Below are 16,338 nucleotides of genomic sequence, written 5' to 3'. Positions count from 1 at the left end.
AGAGACGATGAAGCCACAGGGTGTGCACCCGGAGGACCCCGAGGGCACCTCTGACGCCTCGTCGCGCCCGGACACCGTCGACGCCGAAGAGGTGCACGCCGACGCGGTCGAGAGCGACGAACCACTGCTCCCCGCGCGCGTGCACCGGCCCTCCGACCTCATGCGACTGCTGGTCGGCGTGCTGGCCGTCGTGGTGCTGCTCGCCATCGCCGCGTTCGCGCACGGCACCACCTCAGGCCTCGAACAGGACATCAACAAGGGCACCGGGCAGGCACCCGACCTGCTCATCAAGATCGCCGGTCTCGCCTCCAGCATCGCGATCCTCCTGGTCCCGGTCGCGTTCGCGATCGAACGGCTGATCAAGCGCGACGGACTGCGGATCGCCGACGGTGTGCTCGCCGCGGTCCTCGCCCACGGTGTGACCCTCGCCACCGACCTGTGGGTCGCCAAGGGCGCCCCCAGCTCGATCCAGGAGGCGCTCACCCAGCCCTCCCCCGGCGACGTCCACGCCCTCACCGACCCCGTGCACGGCTATCTGGCGCCCGTCATCGCGTACATGACGGCCGTCGGCATGTCCCGCAGGCCGCGCTGGCGGGCGGTGCTGTGGATCGTGCTGATGCTCGACGCGTTCTCGATGCTCGTCACCGGCTACACCACCCCGTTCTCGATCATCCTGACGGTGCTGATCGGCTGGACGGTCGCCTACGGGACGCTGTACGCGGTCGGCTCGCCCAATGTCCGGCCCACCGGGCAGACACTGATCGCGGGCCTGCGAACCGTCGGATTCCACCCGGTCAGCGCGGCCCGCGAGGAGGTCTCGGAGACCGCGGAGAACAGCGACCGCGGCCGGCGCTACTTCGTGACCCTGGAGGACGGCCCGCCGCTGGACGTGACGGTGGTCGACCGGGAGCAGCAGGCGCAGGGCTTCTTCTACCGCGTGTGGCGCAACCTCACCCTGCGCGGATTCGCCACCCGCAGCAGCCTCCAGTCGCTCAGGCAGGCGCTGGAGCAGGAGGCGCTGCTCGCCTACGCGGCGATCGCGGCCGGTGCCAACGCGCCCAAGCTGATCGCCACCTCCGAGCTCGGTCCCGACGCCGTGATGCTCGTCTACGAGCACACCGGCGGGCGCACGCTCGAGTCGCTGGCCGAGGACGAGATCACCGACGAACTGCTGCGCAACACCTGGCGTCAGGTGCAGGCGCTGCAGTCGCGGCGCATCGCGCACCGCAGGCTCGCGGGTGACGCGATCTTGGTGGATCGTTCCGGCGCGGTGATCCTCACCGATCTGCGCGGCGGTGAGATCGCGGCCAGCACCCTGCTGCTGCGCATGGACGTCGCCCAGCTGGTGACGACCCTGGGGCTGCTGGCGGGTGCGGAGCGCGCGGTGGCATCGGCGGTCAGCATCCTCGGCCCCGACGCCGTGGCCGACTGTCTGCCGATGCTCCAGCCCATCGCGCTGACACGCTCCACGCGCGCGACGCTGCGCAGACTGGCCCGGGAGCGCGCCCAGCGCGAACGCGAGGCCGTCCTGGAGGCGTCCCAGCAGGCCAAGCAGGCCCGTCTGGAAGAAGCGCCGGACGACGCCAGGCCCGTACTCGAAAAGCCCGACAAGAAGACCGTCAAGGCGGAGGCCCGCGCGGAGAAGCGGGCCATCGACGAGGCCATCGAAGAGGCGCGCGAGGAGGACCTGCTGACGCAGATCCGCCACCAGGTGCTGCTGATCAGACCGCAGGCACCGGTCGAGCCGGCCCGCCTGGAACGGGTGAAGCCGCGCACGCTGATCAGCTTCATCGCGGGTGCCATCGGCGCGTACTTCCTGCTGACGCAGCTCACCCACATCGAGTTCGGGCCCCTCGTCGCCAACGCCGAGTGGGGCTGGGTCGCCGCCGCCGTGCTGTTCTCGGCGTGCAGTTACTTCGCCGCGGCCATGGCGCTGCTCGGCTTCGTGCCCGAGCGGGTGGGGTTCCTGCGGACGGTCGCGGCCCAGGTCGCCGGTTCGTTCGTGAAGATCGTCGCACCGGCCGCGGTGGGCGGTGTGGCGCTCAACACACGCTTCCTGCAACGCCAGGGGGTGCGGCCGGGGCTCGCGGTGGCGAGTGTCGGCGCCTCGCAGCTGTTCGGTCTCGGCTGCCACATCCTGATGCTGCTGTCCTTCGGCTACCTGACCGGTACCGAGAAGACGCCGTCGCTGTCGCCGTCTCGAACCGTCATCGCGGGTCTGCTGACGGTGGCGGTGCTCGTGCTCGTGGTCACCTCGGTGCCGTTCCTCAGGAAGTTCGTCGTCACGCGCGTGAGGTCGCTGTTCGCGGGTGTCGTGCCGCGCATGCTGGACGTGCTCCAGCGGCCGCAGAAGCTGATCACCGGTATCGGCGGCATGCTGCTGCTGACGGCCTGCTTCGTGATGTGCCTGGACGCCTCCATCCGCGCCTTCGGCAGCGAGGGCACCTCGCTCAGCATCGCCAGCGTCGCCGTCGTCTTCCTCGCCGGCAACGCGCTCGGTTCGGCGGCCCCGACACCGGGCGGTGTGGGCGCCGTGGAGGCCACCTTGACGGTCGGTCTGATCGCCGTGGGGCTCCCCAAGGAGGTCGCCGCACCGGCCGTTCTGCTGTTCCGTCTGCTGACGCTGTGGCTGCCGGTGCTGCCGGGCTGGCTGGCCTTCAACCAACTGTCCCGGAAGGGCGCCCTGTAGTCCCTGCCGCCCCGGCCGAGGCAGGTACCTCTTACGGCTCGCGCCCCGAGCATCCCCGCGCACGCGGGCGCAGGATGGGTTCATGCCGCCCCCCTCTCGACGGCGCGTCGCCGCCCTCACCGCCACCGCCCTTCTGCTGGCTTCCGCGCTGGCGGGCTGCGGCGACGACTCCCAGGACGAGGACCTGCCGACCCAGGAGCTGAGCTGGAAGGACTGCCCGGCCCCCTCCCGGACCGAGGGCGGCGGAGACGCCCCCTCACCGCTTCCGGGCGGCGACGAATGGCAGTGCGCCACCCTCAAGGCCCCGCTCGACTGGGCGAAGCCCAAGGGCGACACGATCGGCATCGCGCTGATCCGGGCCAAGACCAGTGGCCCGGAGGACAGACGCATCGGCTCCCTCGTCTTCAACTTCGGCGGCCCCGGCGGCTCGGGCGTCAGCACGCTGCCCGCCTTCGGCTCGGACTACGCGAAACTGCGCACCCGCTACGACCTGGTGAGCTTCGACCCCCGCGGGGTCGGCCGCAGCGCCCCCGTGGAGTGCCTGAACGACCCCCAGCTCGACGCGTACTTCGAGCAGGACGGGACCCCGGACGACTCGGCCGAACGCTCCGAGCTGCTGGCCAACACCAAGGAGTTCAACGCGGCCTGCGAGGAGAACTCCAAGAAGATGCTGCCGCATGTGCGCACCACCGACGCCGCCCGCGACATGGACCTGATGCGCCAGGTCCTCGGCGACTCCAGGCTGCACTACTTCGGCATCTCGTACGGCACCGAACTCGGCGGCGTCTACGCCCACCTGTTCCCCAAGCACGTGGGGCGCGCGGTCTTCGACGGGGTCGTCGACCCGACGCAGAACAGCGAGCAGGGTTCGCTCGGACAGGCCCAGGGCTTCCAGCTCGCGCTCGACAACTTCGCCGAGGACTGCACCTCACAGCCCACGGACTGCCCCGTCGGCGACACCGCGCAGGACGTCGAGGACCGTATCGCGAAACTCCTGGCCGACCTCGACAAGCAGCCGATCCCCGGCATCGGGCAGCGGGTGCTGACCCAGACCACCGCGACCAACGGCATCGCGCAGGCCCTGTACTCCAAGGACTTCTGGGAGTACCTGACCGAGGGCCTGGAGCAGGCGTACGACGGTGACGGCAGGGTCCTGATGCTGCTGTCCGACTTGATGAACGGGCGCAGCGAGAACGGCGAGTACAGCAACTTCGTCGCGGCCAACATCTCCGTCAACTGCGCCGACGACAAGCCCCGGTACACCACCGCCGAGGTGGAGCGGAAGCTGCCCGAGTTCCGTGCCGCGTCACCGCTGTTCGGCGACTTCTTGGCCTGGTCGCTGCTGACCTGCACCGACTGGGCCGTGGCGGGCGCCGCCGACCGTCCCGACGTGAGCGCCGCCGGCTCGGCGCCGATCCTGGTCGTGGGCAACACCGGGGACCCGGCGACCCCGTACGAGGGCGCCCGGAAGATGGCGCAGGCGCTCGGTCAGGGTGTCGGCGTCGAGCTGACGTACAAGGGGCAGGGTCACGGGGCGTACGACAGCAAGAACAAGTGCGTCCAGGACACGGTGAACGGCTATCTCCTCACCGGGAAGGTGCCGGCGGCCGGGACCGTCTGCTCGTAGCGCGGCCCCAGCCGCCCCGAAACTCGATGAAACCGCTGGTCAAAGGGTTATCAACAGGCCCCGACGGGGGGCATGTGATCGGCCTACGATGGCCGGACCGGCGTTCGTGGCTCGGCACGGACGGCTTGGGAGGGGGACTGTGATGGGGCGTTTCGTACGGTGGGCGGCCGTGACCGCCGCGGCTGCACTGCTGGCGACCGGCTGCAGCGGCGGCTCGTCCGGCGGCGAGGGGGGCGGGCGGTCGGGCAGCGCGAGGTCCACCACGACCGGCGCGAAAGCGCTGCCCGCCGCGCTGACCTCGCAGAAGCTCGACTGGGAGCGCTGCAAGGCCACCGCGAACTCCTCCGCGCCCGGCAGGGACTGGCAGTGCGCGACGCTGCAGGTGCCGCTCGACTGGTCGAAGCCTGGCGGCGAGACGATCGGCCTCGCGCTGATCCGCTCCAAGGCGCGCGGCGGCGACCGCATCGGCTCGCTCCTGTTCAACTTCGGCGGTCCCGGCGCGTCAGGTGTCGCCGGAATGCCGGGGTACGCCGCCACCGTCTCCCTGCTGCGCGAGCGGTACGACCTGGTGAGCTGGGACCCGCGCGGGGTCGGCGCCAGCGAGGGCGTCCGTTGCCGCAGCGACAAGGAGACCCAGGCGGCCGAAGCGGTGGACCCCACGCCGGACACCCCGGCGGAGGAGCGGGCGTACCTGCGTGACGCCGCCGACTTCGCCCAGGGCTGCGAGAAGGCCGCGGGCGACCTGCTGGCCCACGTCTCCACCACCGACACCGCCCGCGACCTGGATCTGATGCGCCAGGTCCTCGGCGACACCGAGTTGCATTACTTCGGCATCTCGTACGGCACCGAACTCGGCGGCGTCTACGCCCATCTGTTCCCCAAGCACGTGGGGCGGCTGGTGCTCGACGCGGTCGTCGACCCCGGCGCCGACATGGTGGCGCACCGGAGGAACCAGGCCCGGGGCTTCCAGCGCGCGCTCGACGACTACCTGGCATCCACCGGCCAGGACCCCGAGCGGGGCACCCGGAAGATCGCGGACCTGCTGGATCGGATCGACGCGGACCCGCTGGACACGTATTCCGGCCGGAAGCTGACCCAGGTGCTCGCGTTCACCGGCATTGTCCTGCCGCTGTACCGCCAGGACAGCTGGCCCTCGCTGACCAGCGCTCTCGACACGGCCGAACAGGGGGACGGCTCCGAACTGCTGGCGCTCGCCGACGGATACAACGAACGCGACCGCTCGGGGCGCTACGGCCTGCTGCCGCAGGCACAACGGGTCATATCGTGCTTGGACGACAAGCAGCGGCCCACGCTCGCGGAGGCGAAAAGGCTGCTGCCCGAGTTCGACCGGATCTCACCCGTGTTCGGCCCCTTCCTCGGCTGGGACGCGGCCGGCTGGTGCCACGACTGGCCGGTGCCCGGGCAGTACGAGACCCCGGAGGTGAGCGCGCCCGGCGCGGCACCGGTGCTGGTGATCGGCAACACGGGCGACCCGGCCACGCCCTACGAAGGTGCCCGAAGGATGGCGGACGAGTTGGGCAAGGGAGTCGGGGTGGAACTCACCTGGAAGGGCGAGGGACACGGCGCGTACGGCAACGGGAGCGACTGTGTGGACTCCACGGTGAACGCGTATCTGCTGAAGGGCACCGTGCCGAAGGACGGCAAGGTCTGTGCCCGGCGCCGGTAAGGGAAAGGGGCCCGGCACCCGTGGTGCCGAGCCCCTCCCGGGAGGACGTGGGTCTAGTAGACCGGCTTGTCCGGCTCGATCTGGTTGACCCAGCCGATCACACCGCCGCCGACGTGCACGGCGTCGGAGAAGCCCGCGGACTTCAGGACCGCGAGGACTTCCGCACTGCGGACACCCGTCTTGCAGTGCAGGACGATCTTCTTGTCCTGCGGGAGACCCTCCAGGGCGGTGCCCATCAGGAACTCGTTCTTGGGGATCAGCTTGGCGCCCGGGATGGAGACGATCTCGTACTCGTTGATCTCCCGGACATCGATGATCTCGATGTTCTCGCCGTCGTCGATCCACTCCTTGAGCTGCTTGGGAGTGATCGTCGCGCCGGCCGCCGCCTCCTGGGCCTCCTCGGAGACGACGCCGCAGAAGGCCTCGTAGTCGATGAGCTCGGTGACGGTCGGGTTCTCGCCGCAGACCGCGCAGTTCGGGTCCTTGCGGACCTTGACCTGGCGGTACTGCATCTCCAGGGCGTCGTAGATCATCAGCCGGCCGACGAGAGGCTCGCCGGTGCCGGTGAGGACCTTGATGGCCTCGGTGACCTGGATGGAGCCGATGGACGCGCACAGCACGCCCAGCACGCCGCCCTCGGCGCAGGAGGGGACCATGCCCGGCGGCGGGGGCTCCGGGTAGAGGCAGCGGTAGCAGGGACCGTGCTCGGACCAGAAGACGGAGGCCTGGCCGTCGAAGCGGTAGATCGAACCCCACACGTACGGCTTGTTCAGCAGCACGGCCGCGTCGTTGACGAGGTAGCGGGTCGCGAAGTTGTCGGTGCCGTCGACGATCAGGTCGTACTGGCTGAAGATGTCCATCACGTTCTCGGCCTCGAGCCGCTCTTCGTGAAGGATCACGTTCACGTACGGGTTGATGCCGAGGACGGAGTCGCGGGCGGACTCGGCCTTGGAGCGGCCGATGTCGGCCTGGCTGTGGATGATCTGGCGCTGCAGGTTCGACTCGTCGACCTCGTCGAACTCCACGATGCCGAGCGTGCCGACGCCCGCCGCGGCCAGGTACATCAGCGCCGGCGAGCCCAGGCCGCCGGCGCCCACACAGAGCACCTTGGCGTTCTTCAGCCGCTTCTGCCCGTCCATCCCCACGTCGGGGATGATCAGGTGGCGGGAGTACCTGCGGACCTCGTCTACGGTGAGCTCGGCAGCGGGCTCGACCAGGGGTGGCAGCGACACGGGGACTCCGTTGGTCGGTCAATCACTACGGTTGTTCTTCCTGTAACACTGCCATGGGCTTCTTCATTCCGAGACTCCCGTTCCGATCCGCGAGACGATTTCGTCCCAGTAGCCGGGCAGCGTCTCCCAGGGGTCGACGCGGCCGCCCCGAGCCGTGCGGTCGGTGAACCAGATCGTGGCGGCTCCCTGCCAGCGGGCGATCCGCAGGGCTTCCTCCAGGTGGGGGCCGGGCACCCCGTGGACGAGGTGGCAGAAGCGGTCGGGCGGGTAGTCGGCGGTCCACTCGGCCACCTGCGACCAGCGGTAGTCGTTCCAGGAGCCGGAGAAGGTGACCAACTGGTCGGCGTTCTCGGCGTAGCCGGGGTGGGGGTGACTGCCGTGACCGAGGACGATGTGGGCATCGTCACGCACCGCGCGGAGCGTGGTGACGGTGCGGCGGACCTCGGGAAGCAGGGCGCGTTCGGTGGGGCAGCGGTCCAACAGGAAGCCGTCGGCCTGGTACCAGTCGAGGTAGCGCTGGGCCTCGGAGACCGTCTCGCCGTGGGTGCGGGTCCCCTCGGCGGTGTCGAGGTGACCGAGGACGCGGACGCCCGCTTTGCGCAGCCGGCCGACCGCTTCGAGGCAGTGCGGGTCGGGACGGGCACCGGGGCCGTCGGCGACGTTGAGGACGGCCCAGTGCACAGGGGTGCCGGGGAGGGTGAGTTCGGCCCATTCGGTGGGGGCGACCAGGGGGTGGGCGAAGCCGGGGACGCCGAGGCCGGTGCGCAGTTCGGTGCTCGACGTGCTGGTCTTCGTGCTGGTCAGATGCGGCATGCCGCCTCCATCCAGATGTCCGCGAGGGACTCTTCGAGGTTGATGCGGGGGCGCCAGCCGAGCCGGTCGCGTGCGGTGCGCACATCGGCCTGCTGCCAGCTGCCGCAGCCGTCGGGGTACGGGTACGCGACCGGCGCCGCGTGGTCGGGCTCGGAGCGGGGATGCCCGATGGTCGCCCTCAGCGGGCCGGGAGGGCCGTCGAGTTCGTGGAGGGCGCCGCCGTATCCGGCGACCCGGGCCAGGACGGCGGCTGCGTCGCGGAGGCGGACGGCTCGGCCCGAGCCGATGTTGATGACGCCCTGTGCGGCGGAGAGCGAGGCCGCGTGGACGGCGCGGGCCACATCGCGGACGTCGACGAAGTCGCGCTGGACCCCGAGGCCGCCGAGCTTCAGTTCGCCGTCGCCGGACTGCATGGCGCGGCGCATGGCCTCGGCGAGACGGCCGAGCGGGGAGCCCGCGGGAGTGCCGGGGCCGGCCGGTGAGAAGACGCGCAGGACGACCGCGTCCAGACCGGAGCCGAGGACCAGTTCGGTGGCGGCGAGTTTGCTGACGCCGTACGGGCCGCCGGGGCGTGGGACGGCGTCCTCGGCCGTGGAGGAGCCCGGCTGGCTGGGTCCGTACTCGGCACCGCAGCCGATCTGCACCAGACGGGCCCCGCAGCCGCTGCGACGCAGGGCCTCGCAGACGGTGGCGACGGCGACCGTGTTGTGGCGGGTGAGTTCGCGGGCACCGCCGCGGGTGGCCCCGGCGCAGTTGACGACGACGCCCGGGTGGACCGCGTCCAGGAAGCGGGTGAGGGCGCCGGGGCTGCCGGAGGCGAGGTCGAAGCGGACGTCCGCGTCGTCGCCGCGGCCGAGGGCGGTGAGCTGGACGGCGGGGTCGGCGAGCAGACGGTCGGCGACAAAGCGCCCGAGGTAGCCGTTGGCTCCGATCAGCAGGACTCTCATCGGGCTGCTCCCGGGGCCTCGGGGGCGGGTCGGGAGGTGGTCATTGCGGGTTCTCCTTCGGGAGGGGCTTGCGAGTGGTCTCCGGCGGTGGGCCGGGGCGCCTGCGGCGGTGTGTGCGGGGTCGGCGGGCGGTCCCCCCGTGGCGGGTCGGTCGAGCCCGCGGCGGGTCGGTCGCCCTCGGCGGGTGGAAGGTCACGCCCGCGGGGGCGGGTGTTCACGCCCACGCCGGGCGGGTGCTGCGCCTACGGCGGGTGGGTGGCTCGGGGGCGGGTCAGCACATGGCCTCCGCGTGGGCGTGGGCCGACGCTCTGGTCAGCTTGCGGGTCCCGTGGATCAGCAGAGCCAGGGCGCCGAGGCCGCAGGAAAGGGTCTGGATGCCGCCCGCCCCCCACAGATCCACGAGGGCGTCCACCGGCACGGCCAGGAAGCCGCAGCCCGGCAGGCGGGACGCGAAGGCCGCGGCCAGGGCGGTCACCTGGGCAGTGGCGGCGGCGGTGAGGACCACCGCGGGGGCGTGGGTGAAGCCGTGGACGGTGAGGAGGCGGGCGAGGAAGAGGAGGGCGCCCAGGGCGATGGCTTGTGGGTGGGCGGCCGGTTCGTCCATGACGGCGCCGGACAGGACCGTCAGAGCCGTCAGCGCGCACAGGTACAGGGCGAACGTGCCGAACAGCAGGGGGCGTACGGAGGCCGCGAAGTCCTCCAGGCCCCGGCTGACGGTGAGTTTGCGGCGGGCGCGGGCCGCGAAGAGGTGGGCGGACCAGGCCGCCGGGGCGCACGACAGGGTGAGAGCGAGGACGGGGGCCGTGGCCAGCGGCCAGGGAGCGTCGGCGGCGCCGGTGGGCAGGGCGTCGGGGCCACCGGTCACGGCCGCCGCGAGGAGGCCGTCGCCGAGGGTGGCGTAGGCGAGGAGCCAGTAGGTCCAGGTGGAGGTGCCGGTGGCGGGTGCGCGGTCAGGAGTTCCGAGGGGGCCGCGGGACAGGGCCGCGCGTACGGCGAGGGAGACGGCCAGGAAGCCGACCAGGGCGGCGACCAGGCGGGCCTGGCCGTCGGTGAGGCGGATGCCGGCCACCGTGGCCGCGCAGAGGGCGCCGGGGAGGAGGGTGAGCAGGACCCAGTCGGCGCGGGCCCGGGGTGTCTGCTCCACGGCGGGGGGCGGGGGCGTCTCGGCGTCTCTCGGGACACGGGCGTACATCTCCTCGGCGAGGGAGAAGACGTCCCGGTGCCGGAAGCGGACGGCGGTGCGGTCGGTGACGCCGTGGGCTTCCAGGCCCGCCGCGATCTCCAGAGGATCGACGGCCCGTTCGCACAGCTCGCGGTGACGGTGCATCAGGGCCTTCACCGGGTCCGCGGCGGAACGGCGGGCGGGGCCGGGAGTGGTGGGCTTGAGGCCGGTGGAGATCTCGGGGGCGCGGGGCGCGGGACCCGACGGGGTGGTCTCCTCGGACGCCTCGGCCGTGGGCGTGGCCGTCGGCGGCGGCGTGTCGGCGTCGTCCGGTTCAGCGCCTTCTGGCACCTCCAAGTCACTGGGCACCTCGGACACGCCGCGCACCTCGGACACGCCGGGCACCTCGGACACGCCGCGCGCCTTGGGCAGGCCGGAGTCCTCCACAGGTCGCGGCATCGACGTCGCCGTCGTTGCCGGTGCTCCCACGCGACCCGGATCGCCGTCCGGGCCGCGCTCGCCGACCCCCCGCCCGTCACGCGCAGACGTGTCCCACGCGCCGGGGCTGCCCGGAGGGCCGGGAGTGCCGGGGGTGTCGGGGCGGTCGAGCCCCACGTCGCTCATCCGGTCACTCCTTCCGTGGCGGCGAAGGGAGGCGTGGCGCTGACCGGGGGCCCGGCGGCCCAACCGGGGCCACCCCGGACCAGGACGCGGGTGCTGCGCTCGGTCCAGCGGCCGGGTACGTGGGCTTCGGCGGGGGCGGCGAAGGGCAGGGGCTCTCCGCCGCCGTCCAGGACGACCCGGCGGACCGGGGTGCTGGAGACGATCTCCAGGTAAATGCTGTGAAATGCCGTGATGTTCTGTTCCACGGTGAACAGTTCGAGCGCACGGGCGCGCGCGGCGGCACCCAGGCGCTCACGGCGCTCGGGGTCGCGCAACAGCGCGACGCACGCCTCCGCGAGCGCCTTCGGGTTGCGCGGCGGGACGACGAGGCCCGTGCCACCGATGACCTCCACGACCGCGCCGACGTCGGTGGACACGGTGGCCCGGCCGCAGAACATGGCCTCGACCAGGCTGATCGGGAAGCCCTCGACGACGCTGGACAGGACGGTGACCGCACCCGAGGCGTACGCGTCGGCGAGCGTCGGCACCTCGGGCCCGCCGATCTCCTCGAAGGAGACGGGGTTGTCACCGACGGCGTGCAGTCCCTCCGCCTCGTCCGGGAAGAGCTGCGCAGCCAGCGCCTTGCAGTGCCCCAGATAGGCCGCGCCCTCGGGGCCGGCGGGCGCGCCGACGATTCTCAGCCGCGTCTTGGGTTCCTCCTTGCGGATCTCCGCGAAGGCGTGGAGCAGCGAGATCAGGTCCTTGGCGGGTTCCACCCGGCCGACCCAGACCAGCGTGTCCGGGGCCACGGACCCCGCGGACTCACCCACCTCGGTGAAACGGGCGGCGTCCATGCCCGGGTAAACCGTGCGCAGCTTCGCGCGGTCGGCGCCGCAGCGCTCCTGCCAGCGACGGGCGTGGGTGTTACCGGGCGTGACGACCGCGGCCCGCCGGTAGGTCTCGGTGGCCAGCCGGCCGTGGAAGGCGGCAAGCAGGGTCCGTACCGCGGGCGGGGACTCGGTGTCGGCCAGGTAGTGCGTGCGCAGCCGTACGCCGTACTCGGTCACCAGCAGCGGGACGCCGGTGAAGTGGTGGGCGAGGAGCCCCGGCAGGGCTGCCGGGCCGCCGGAGGTGGCGTGGCACAGGTCGACCGCGCCGAGGCCGTCGTCCTCGTACCAGTCGAGCGAGAGGGGGCGCAGGGCGCGCTCCAGGTGTGCGGCGACGGCGAGCAGATCCGGCACCCGCGCCGCGCGCGCCGGCTGCCGGGCGCCAGGCGCACGACAGGCGCGCTCCAGGGCGCGTACGGCGGTCTCGGAGCGGAGTGCTCCGACCAGGCCGCCCTCGTCGCGGGCGAGTTCGGCGAGTCCGTACAGGGCGTTGGCGAAACGGTCCGCCTCAGCGGCCGACGACTCCCCCGAGGCGTCGCCGACCGTCCCTTCGCACAGTGCGGCCGCCAACTCGCCGTAGGACTCGGCGAACCGACGGCGCGCGCGGCGCCCGTACACCACCCCGTCGTCCTCGGCGGTCCACAGCGGGGCCGTGATGACCCTGCCGACCTGTGGCGGCAGCTGGACCCAGCCCTCGTCCTCCTGGTGCTCGCTGCGGCTGAGTGCGTAGATGTCGAACTCGTGCTGCTCGAGCCCGCGCACGAGCCGGTCGCACCAGAGCCTGGCGTCACCGTTCACATACGGATAGCCACCCTCCGTAAGCAGTCCTATGCGCACGAGTGCACCCCCGATCTCCCGTATGAGGAGCCGCCGTTGGGTCGGCGGCTCGCAGCGGGACGAACGTATGCGGACAAGGTGGTGGCGCGACGGACGGTTGTCCATCGCGCCACCAAAAGGGGTGAACGCTCGTAACTTTCCCGTGCGGGTCGCGTTCGGTCGCGCTAAGAGATCACTCGGACACGGAACGTCAGGTCACGGCCACTTCCCGGCGCTCCGCCCGGCGCTGGGCGGCGACCCGCGGATCGAGCGCCGGTACGGCGGCCAGGAGCTGCTCGGTGTACGGGTCCTGCGGGCTGTCGTAGACCTCGTCGGCCGGCCCCTGTTCGACGATCCGACCGCGTCGCATCACGGCGACACGGTCGCTGACCTGGCGTACCACGGCGAGGTCGTGCGCGACGAAGACCAGCGCGAGTCCGAGTTCCCGCTGCAACTCGCCGAGCAGGGCCACGACCTGGGCCTGGGTGGTGACATCCAGCGCGGAGACCGGTTCGTCGCAGACGATGACGCGCGGGTCGGCCGCGAGTGCCCGGGCGATGCCCACGCGTTGGCGCTGACCGCCGCTGAACTCGTGCGGGTAGCGGTCGTAGTGCGCCCCTTCGAGCCCCACTCGCTCCAGAAGTTCGGTCACGCGCGCCCTGATCCGCTTCTCGTCCCGCTCGCCCCGCGCGCGCAGTGGGTCGGCGATGGACTCGCCCACGCTGCGGCGGGGGTTCAGGGAGGAGACGGGGTCCTGGAAGACCATCTGCACGGCCGGGTTCACGCCCACACGCGCGTGGCCGTCGTGACGGACCTCCCCCGCCGTCGGCTCCAGCAGCCCGACCAGCATCCGTCCCAGCGTCGTCTTGCCGCTGCCGCTCTCGCCGACGACGCCGAGGGTCTCGCCCCGGCGGACGGTGAGCGAGACGTCGTCGACGGCGACGAAGGCCTTCTTGCCACGGCCGAACTCGCGCCGCAGGCCCTTCGCCTCAAGGACCACCTCGTCGGATGTCCGGGACGGCGCCCGCTTCGCGTCCAGGCGCGGTACCGCGGCGAGCAGCGCGCGCGTGTACGCCTCCCCAGGGGCTCCGAGAACCGCGCCGACCGGCCCCTGCTCGACCGCGCGACCGTGCCGCATGACGAGTACGTCGTCGACGCTCTCTGCGGCGACGCCCACGTCGTGCGTGACGAGCAGCAGGCCCATGCCGGTCTCCTGGCGCAGCGTGTGCAGCAGGTCGAGGATCTGGGCCTGGACGGTCACGTCGAGCGCGGTCGTCGGCTCGTCGGCGATCAGCAGGTGCGGCTCGCAGGCCAGTGCCATCGCGATGAGAGCGCGCTGGCGCATGCCGCCGCTGAACTCGTGCGGGCGGGCCCGGGATCGCCGTACGGCGTCCGGGATGCCGACCCGGTCCAGCACCTCCACCGCACGCGCGCGTGCCGTTCGTCGCGACACACGCGTGTGCACGCGATACACCTCGGCGATCTGGTCGCCGATCGCGTAGTACGGGTCCAGGGACGACAGTGGGTCCTGGAAGACCATGGCGGCCTTGGCGCCCCGCAGCCGCCGCAGTTCGTCGTCCGACGCCTGCTGTACGTCCACGCCGGCGACCTCGACCGAGCCGGCCACGCGCGCGCCCGTGCCGCGGTGCAGCCCGAGCAGGGCGGAGGCGACGGTGGACTTGCCGGAGCCGGACTCGCCGACCAGGGCGAGGGCGGCGCCCTGCTCCAGGCGGAAGGAGAGGCCGTCGACGGCGCGCAGGTCGCCGAACCCGACGGTCAGGTCCGTGACTTGGACGAGACTCATGCGAGCACCACCCGTCGGTCGGCCACCGCGTACAGGACGTCCGCGACGGCGTTGGCGAGCACCACGAAGAAGCCGACGACCAGGACCATGCCGACGACGACCGGGAGGTCGACGACGGTGACGGCGTGAACCAGTTCCTGGCCGATGCCGGGCAGTCCGAACAGCGACTCGACGAGAACGGCACCACCCACCGCGCTGCCGAAGTCGTTGGCGTTCAGGGCGATGATCGGCGCCAGGGCCCCGCGCAGGGCGTGCCGTCCGACGATCGACCGCTCGCCGACGCCGTAGGCCCGGAAGGTGCGGATGTGGTCCTCGGCAAGCGTCTCCAGCATCGACGCCCGGGTCAGCCGCGCGAAGTAGGCCGCCTCGCCGAGGGCGAGCGTGACCCAGGGCAGCAGCAGGCCCCACATCCACTGCTCGGGATCGTCGGAGAGGGGGACGTACTCCGGGAAGGGCAGCAGTTCCAGCTGTCCGCAAACCACGATCATCAGGACGAGGCCGATGACGAACCCGGGCGTGGCGACGCCGGCGAGGGTGATGCCGGTCAGCGCGCGCTCGCTGAAGCGGCCGCGCCGCCAGGCGGACAATGCGCCGGTACCGACTCCCAACAGCAGCCACAGCACCATGCCGCCGAACACCAGGGACAGGCTGACGGGCAGCTTGTTCAGGATGATCTGCGTGACCTGCTGGTCGCTCTGGTACGACAGCCCGAGGCAGGGCGCCGAGCAGTGCTCGACCGAGGTGCCGGTGGAGTAGTCGTGGCCCGTGACGATGCCCTGGAGGAAGTGCCAGTAGCGCAGGTAGAGCGGGTCGTCGAGGCGGAGTTGCTGGGCGACCTGGTGCACCTGTTCCGGCGAGCAGCGCGGGCCGCAGGTGATCTGGGCGACGTTGCCGGGGGTGGCGTAGAAGACGACGTAGATGATGACCGAGAGGGCGAGCAGGGTGAGTACGGCGCTCACCGCCCGGCGCAGGGCGAACGCGGTGAAGCCACTCATGCGGTGCCCTCCTTGGCGGTCTCGGACTCGTGGACCTTGGGCTCGCCGACCTCGGGGGCACCGGCCTCGGGGTTACCGGCCTCGGACATGTCGGCCTTGGACTCCTGTCTGCGGCCCGTGCCGATGCGCAGCCGGGAGGCCGCGCGGGGGTCGAGGGCGGTGCGGACACCGTCGCCGAGGACGGTGAGGGCGAGGACGGTGAGGAACAGCGCGGCCGCGGGCACCAGCAGGTACTGCGGGGCCGCCTGGTACCAGACGTCGGCCGAGGAGAGCATCTGTCCCCAGGACGGGGTGGGCGGTCTGACGCCGACGCCGAGGAAGGACAGGGCTGCCTCGATGCCGATGTTCGCCGGCACCATGAGCGCCGCGTAGGTGATGACGGGTGCGGCGAGACCGGGCAGCAGTTCCCGGCGGGCGATCCTCAGGGTTCCCCAGCCACTGAGCCGGGCGGCGGCCACGTAGTCGAGTTCCTTGAGGGTGAGGGTCTGGGCGCGCGTGATCTTGCCGATCGTTCCCCAGGCCACGAAGCCGATGACGAGCGCGACCAGGGCCGGCCGGGGGAAACTGCTCGGCACGATGGCCAGCAGCGCCAACGCCATGATCATCAACGGCATGGCCACGATGATGTCCGTGATCCGGCTCAACAGTTGATCAACCCAGCGGTTGCCGAGCGCGGCCGCGACTCCCACGACGACCCCGAGGAAGACCTGCACGGCGGTAGCAGCCAGCGCGACACCCAGGGAGACGCGGGCGCCGTAGACCAGACGCGCGAACAGATCACGCCCCGTCTGCGGCTCGACGCCGAGCCAGTGGTCCCCGCCGGCGCCCCCGAACGACCCGATGGGCACGCCTCCGCGCGCGGAGTCGATCAGGGAGGGGTGGTAGGTGGTGGGGTCCTGGCCCTCCAGCGCGGTGAGCAGGGGCGCCGCGAGGGCGACCAGGACGAGCAGTGCGACGACCGACGCCGCGACCATGGCGGCGCGCTGCGCCCGCAGCCGCCGCCAGAACTGACGGGCCCCCGAGGCCCCCGGGACGGATGCCTCGGGGACCTCGGTGGCGACAAGTGCCTCGCTCAT

The 16,338-nt window shown here is 71.9% G+C and carries 11 protein-coding genes; 3 read left to right on the top strand and 8 right to left on the bottom strand.

The annotated features are described in order from the left end of the window. The first annotated feature begins 7 nt into the window (after nucleotides 1-7). From ABZT93_RS03780 to ABZT93_RS03770, 3 genes are all read left to right on the top strand, one after another. Nucleotides 8-2,689, top strand: a complete 2,682-nt coding sequence (locus tag ABZT93_RS03780) for a lysylphosphatidylglycerol synthase domain-containing protein (protein WP_356098293.1) — start codon at nucleotides 8-10, stop codon at nucleotides 2,687-2,689. 82 nt (nucleotides 2,690-2,771) lie between these two features. Further along, entirely contained in the window at nucleotides 2,772-4,316 is a 1,545-nt protein-coding gene (locus tag ABZT93_RS03775; protein ID WP_356098290.1) for an alpha/beta hydrolase, read from the top strand. A gap of 142 nt (nucleotides 4,317-4,458) precedes the next feature. Then, nucleotides 4,459-6,003, top strand: a complete 1,545-nt coding sequence (locus ABZT93_RS03770; protein ID WP_356098287.1) for an alpha/beta hydrolase — start codon at nucleotides 4,459-4,461, stop codon at nucleotides 6,001-6,003. A gap of 53 nt (nucleotides 6,004-6,056) precedes the next feature. Here the strand turns inward: ABZT93_RS03770 and moeZ are convergent, their stop codons facing one another. The 8 genes from moeZ to ABZT93_RS03730 all read right to left on the bottom strand — a co-directional run bounded on the left by moeZ (nucleotide 6,057) and on the right by ABZT93_RS03730 (nucleotide 16,338). Further along, on the bottom strand, nucleotides 6,057-7,235 hold the full coding sequence (gene moeZ / locus ABZT93_RS03765; protein ID WP_356098284.1) for an adenylyltransferase/sulfurtransferase MoeZ: 1,179 nt from the start codon (nucleotides 7,233-7,235) through the stop codon (nucleotides 6,057-6,059). A gap of 63 nt (nucleotides 7,236-7,298) precedes the next feature. Then, nucleotides 7,299-8,048 (bottom strand): spherulation-specific family 4 protein, encoded by a 750-nt coding sequence (locus ABZT93_RS03760; protein ID WP_356098282.1) that lies wholly within the window; start codon nucleotides 8,046-8,048, stop codon nucleotides 7,299-7,301. Beyond that, on the bottom strand, nucleotides 8,036-8,995 hold the full coding sequence (locus tag ABZT93_RS03755; RefSeq protein ID WP_356098278.1) for an NAD-dependent epimerase/dehydratase family protein: 960 nt from the start codon (nucleotides 8,993-8,995) through the stop codon (nucleotides 8,036-8,038). Before ABZT93_RS03755 ends, ABZT93_RS03760 begins: the two co-directional genes overlap by 13 nt. Before the next feature lie 271 nt (nucleotides 8,996-9,266). Beyond that, nucleotides 9,267-10,781: a hypothetical protein gene (locus ABZT93_RS03750; RefSeq protein WP_356098275.1), complete on the bottom strand. Its 1,515-nt coding sequence runs from the start codon at nucleotides 10,779-10,781 to the stop codon at nucleotides 9,267-9,269. Next, on the bottom strand, nucleotides 10,778-12,484 hold the full coding sequence (locus ABZT93_RS03745) for a DUF3492 domain-containing protein (RefSeq protein ID WP_356098272.1): 1,707 nt from the start codon (nucleotides 12,482-12,484) through the stop codon (nucleotides 10,778-10,780). The genes ABZT93_RS03750 and ABZT93_RS03745 overlap by 4 nt, the downstream gene beginning before the upstream one ends. A 190-nt stretch (nucleotides 12,485-12,674) precedes the next feature. Next, nucleotides 12,675-14,267 carry an ABC transporter ATP-binding protein gene (locus ABZT93_RS03740; protein WP_356098270.1) on the bottom strand — a complete coding sequence of 531 codons (1,593 nt, stop codon included), beginning with the start codon at nucleotides 14,265-14,267 and terminating at the stop codon, nucleotides 12,675-12,677. Further along, nucleotides 14,264-15,262, bottom strand: a complete 999-nt coding sequence (locus ABZT93_RS03735) for an ABC transporter permease (RefSeq protein WP_356098268.1) — start codon at nucleotides 15,260-15,262, stop codon at nucleotides 14,264-14,266. The genes ABZT93_RS03740 and ABZT93_RS03735 overlap by 4 nt, the downstream gene beginning before the upstream one ends. Then, nucleotides 15,259-16,338, bottom strand: a complete 1,080-nt coding sequence (locus ABZT93_RS03730; RefSeq protein WP_356098265.1) for an ABC transporter permease — start codon at nucleotides 16,336-16,338, stop codon at nucleotides 15,259-15,261. The genes ABZT93_RS03735 and ABZT93_RS03730 overlap by 4 nt, the downstream gene beginning before the upstream one ends.

The organism is Streptomyces sp. NPDC005303 (genome assembly GCF_040607335.1).
In the GTDB taxonomy this organism is placed as follows: domain Bacteria; phylum Actinomycetota; class Actinomycetes; order Streptomycetales; family Streptomycetaceae; genus Streptomyces.
The sequence above is the reverse complement of the archived record's forward strand: the minus strand, read 5'-3'. Positions and strand labels throughout refer to the sequence as shown.

Bases quoted from the DNA above. Each gene is read 5' to 3' on its own strand.
- ABZT93_RS03780 (WP_356098293.1), top strand. From the start codon at position 8: ATGAAGCCACAGGGTGTGCACCCGGAGGACCCCGAGGGCACCTCTGAC.
- ABZT93_RS03755 (WP_356098278.1), bottom strand. From the start codon at position 8,995: ATGAGAGTCCTGCTGATCGGAGCCAACGGCTACCTCGGGCGCTTTGTC.
- ABZT93_RS03760 (WP_356098282.1), bottom strand. From the start codon at position 8,048: ATGCCGCATCTGACCAGCACGAAGACCAGCACGTCGAGCACCGAACTG.
- ABZT93_RS03735 (WP_356098268.1), bottom strand. From the start codon at position 15,262: ATGAGTGGCTTCACCGCGTTCGCCCTGCGCCGGGCGGTGAGCGCCGTA.
- ABZT93_RS03730 (WP_356098265.1), bottom strand. From the start codon at position 16,338: ATGAGCGAGGCACTTGTCGCCACCGAGGTCCCCGAGGCATCCGTCCCG.
- ABZT93_RS03770 (WP_356098287.1), top strand. From the start codon at position 4,459: ATGGGGCGTTTCGTACGGTGGGCGGCCGTGACCGCCGCGGCTGCACTG.
- ABZT93_RS03740 (WP_356098270.1), bottom strand. From the start codon at position 14,267: ATGAGTCTCGTCCAAGTCACGGACCTGACCGTCGGGTTCGGCGACCTG.
- ABZT93_RS03750 (WP_356098275.1), bottom strand. From the start codon at position 10,781: ATGAGCGACGTGGGGCTCGACCGCCCCGACACCCCCGGCACTCCCGGC.
- ABZT93_RS03775 (WP_356098290.1), top strand. From the start codon at position 2,772: ATGCCGCCCCCCTCTCGACGGCGCGTCGCCGCCCTCACCGCCACCGCC.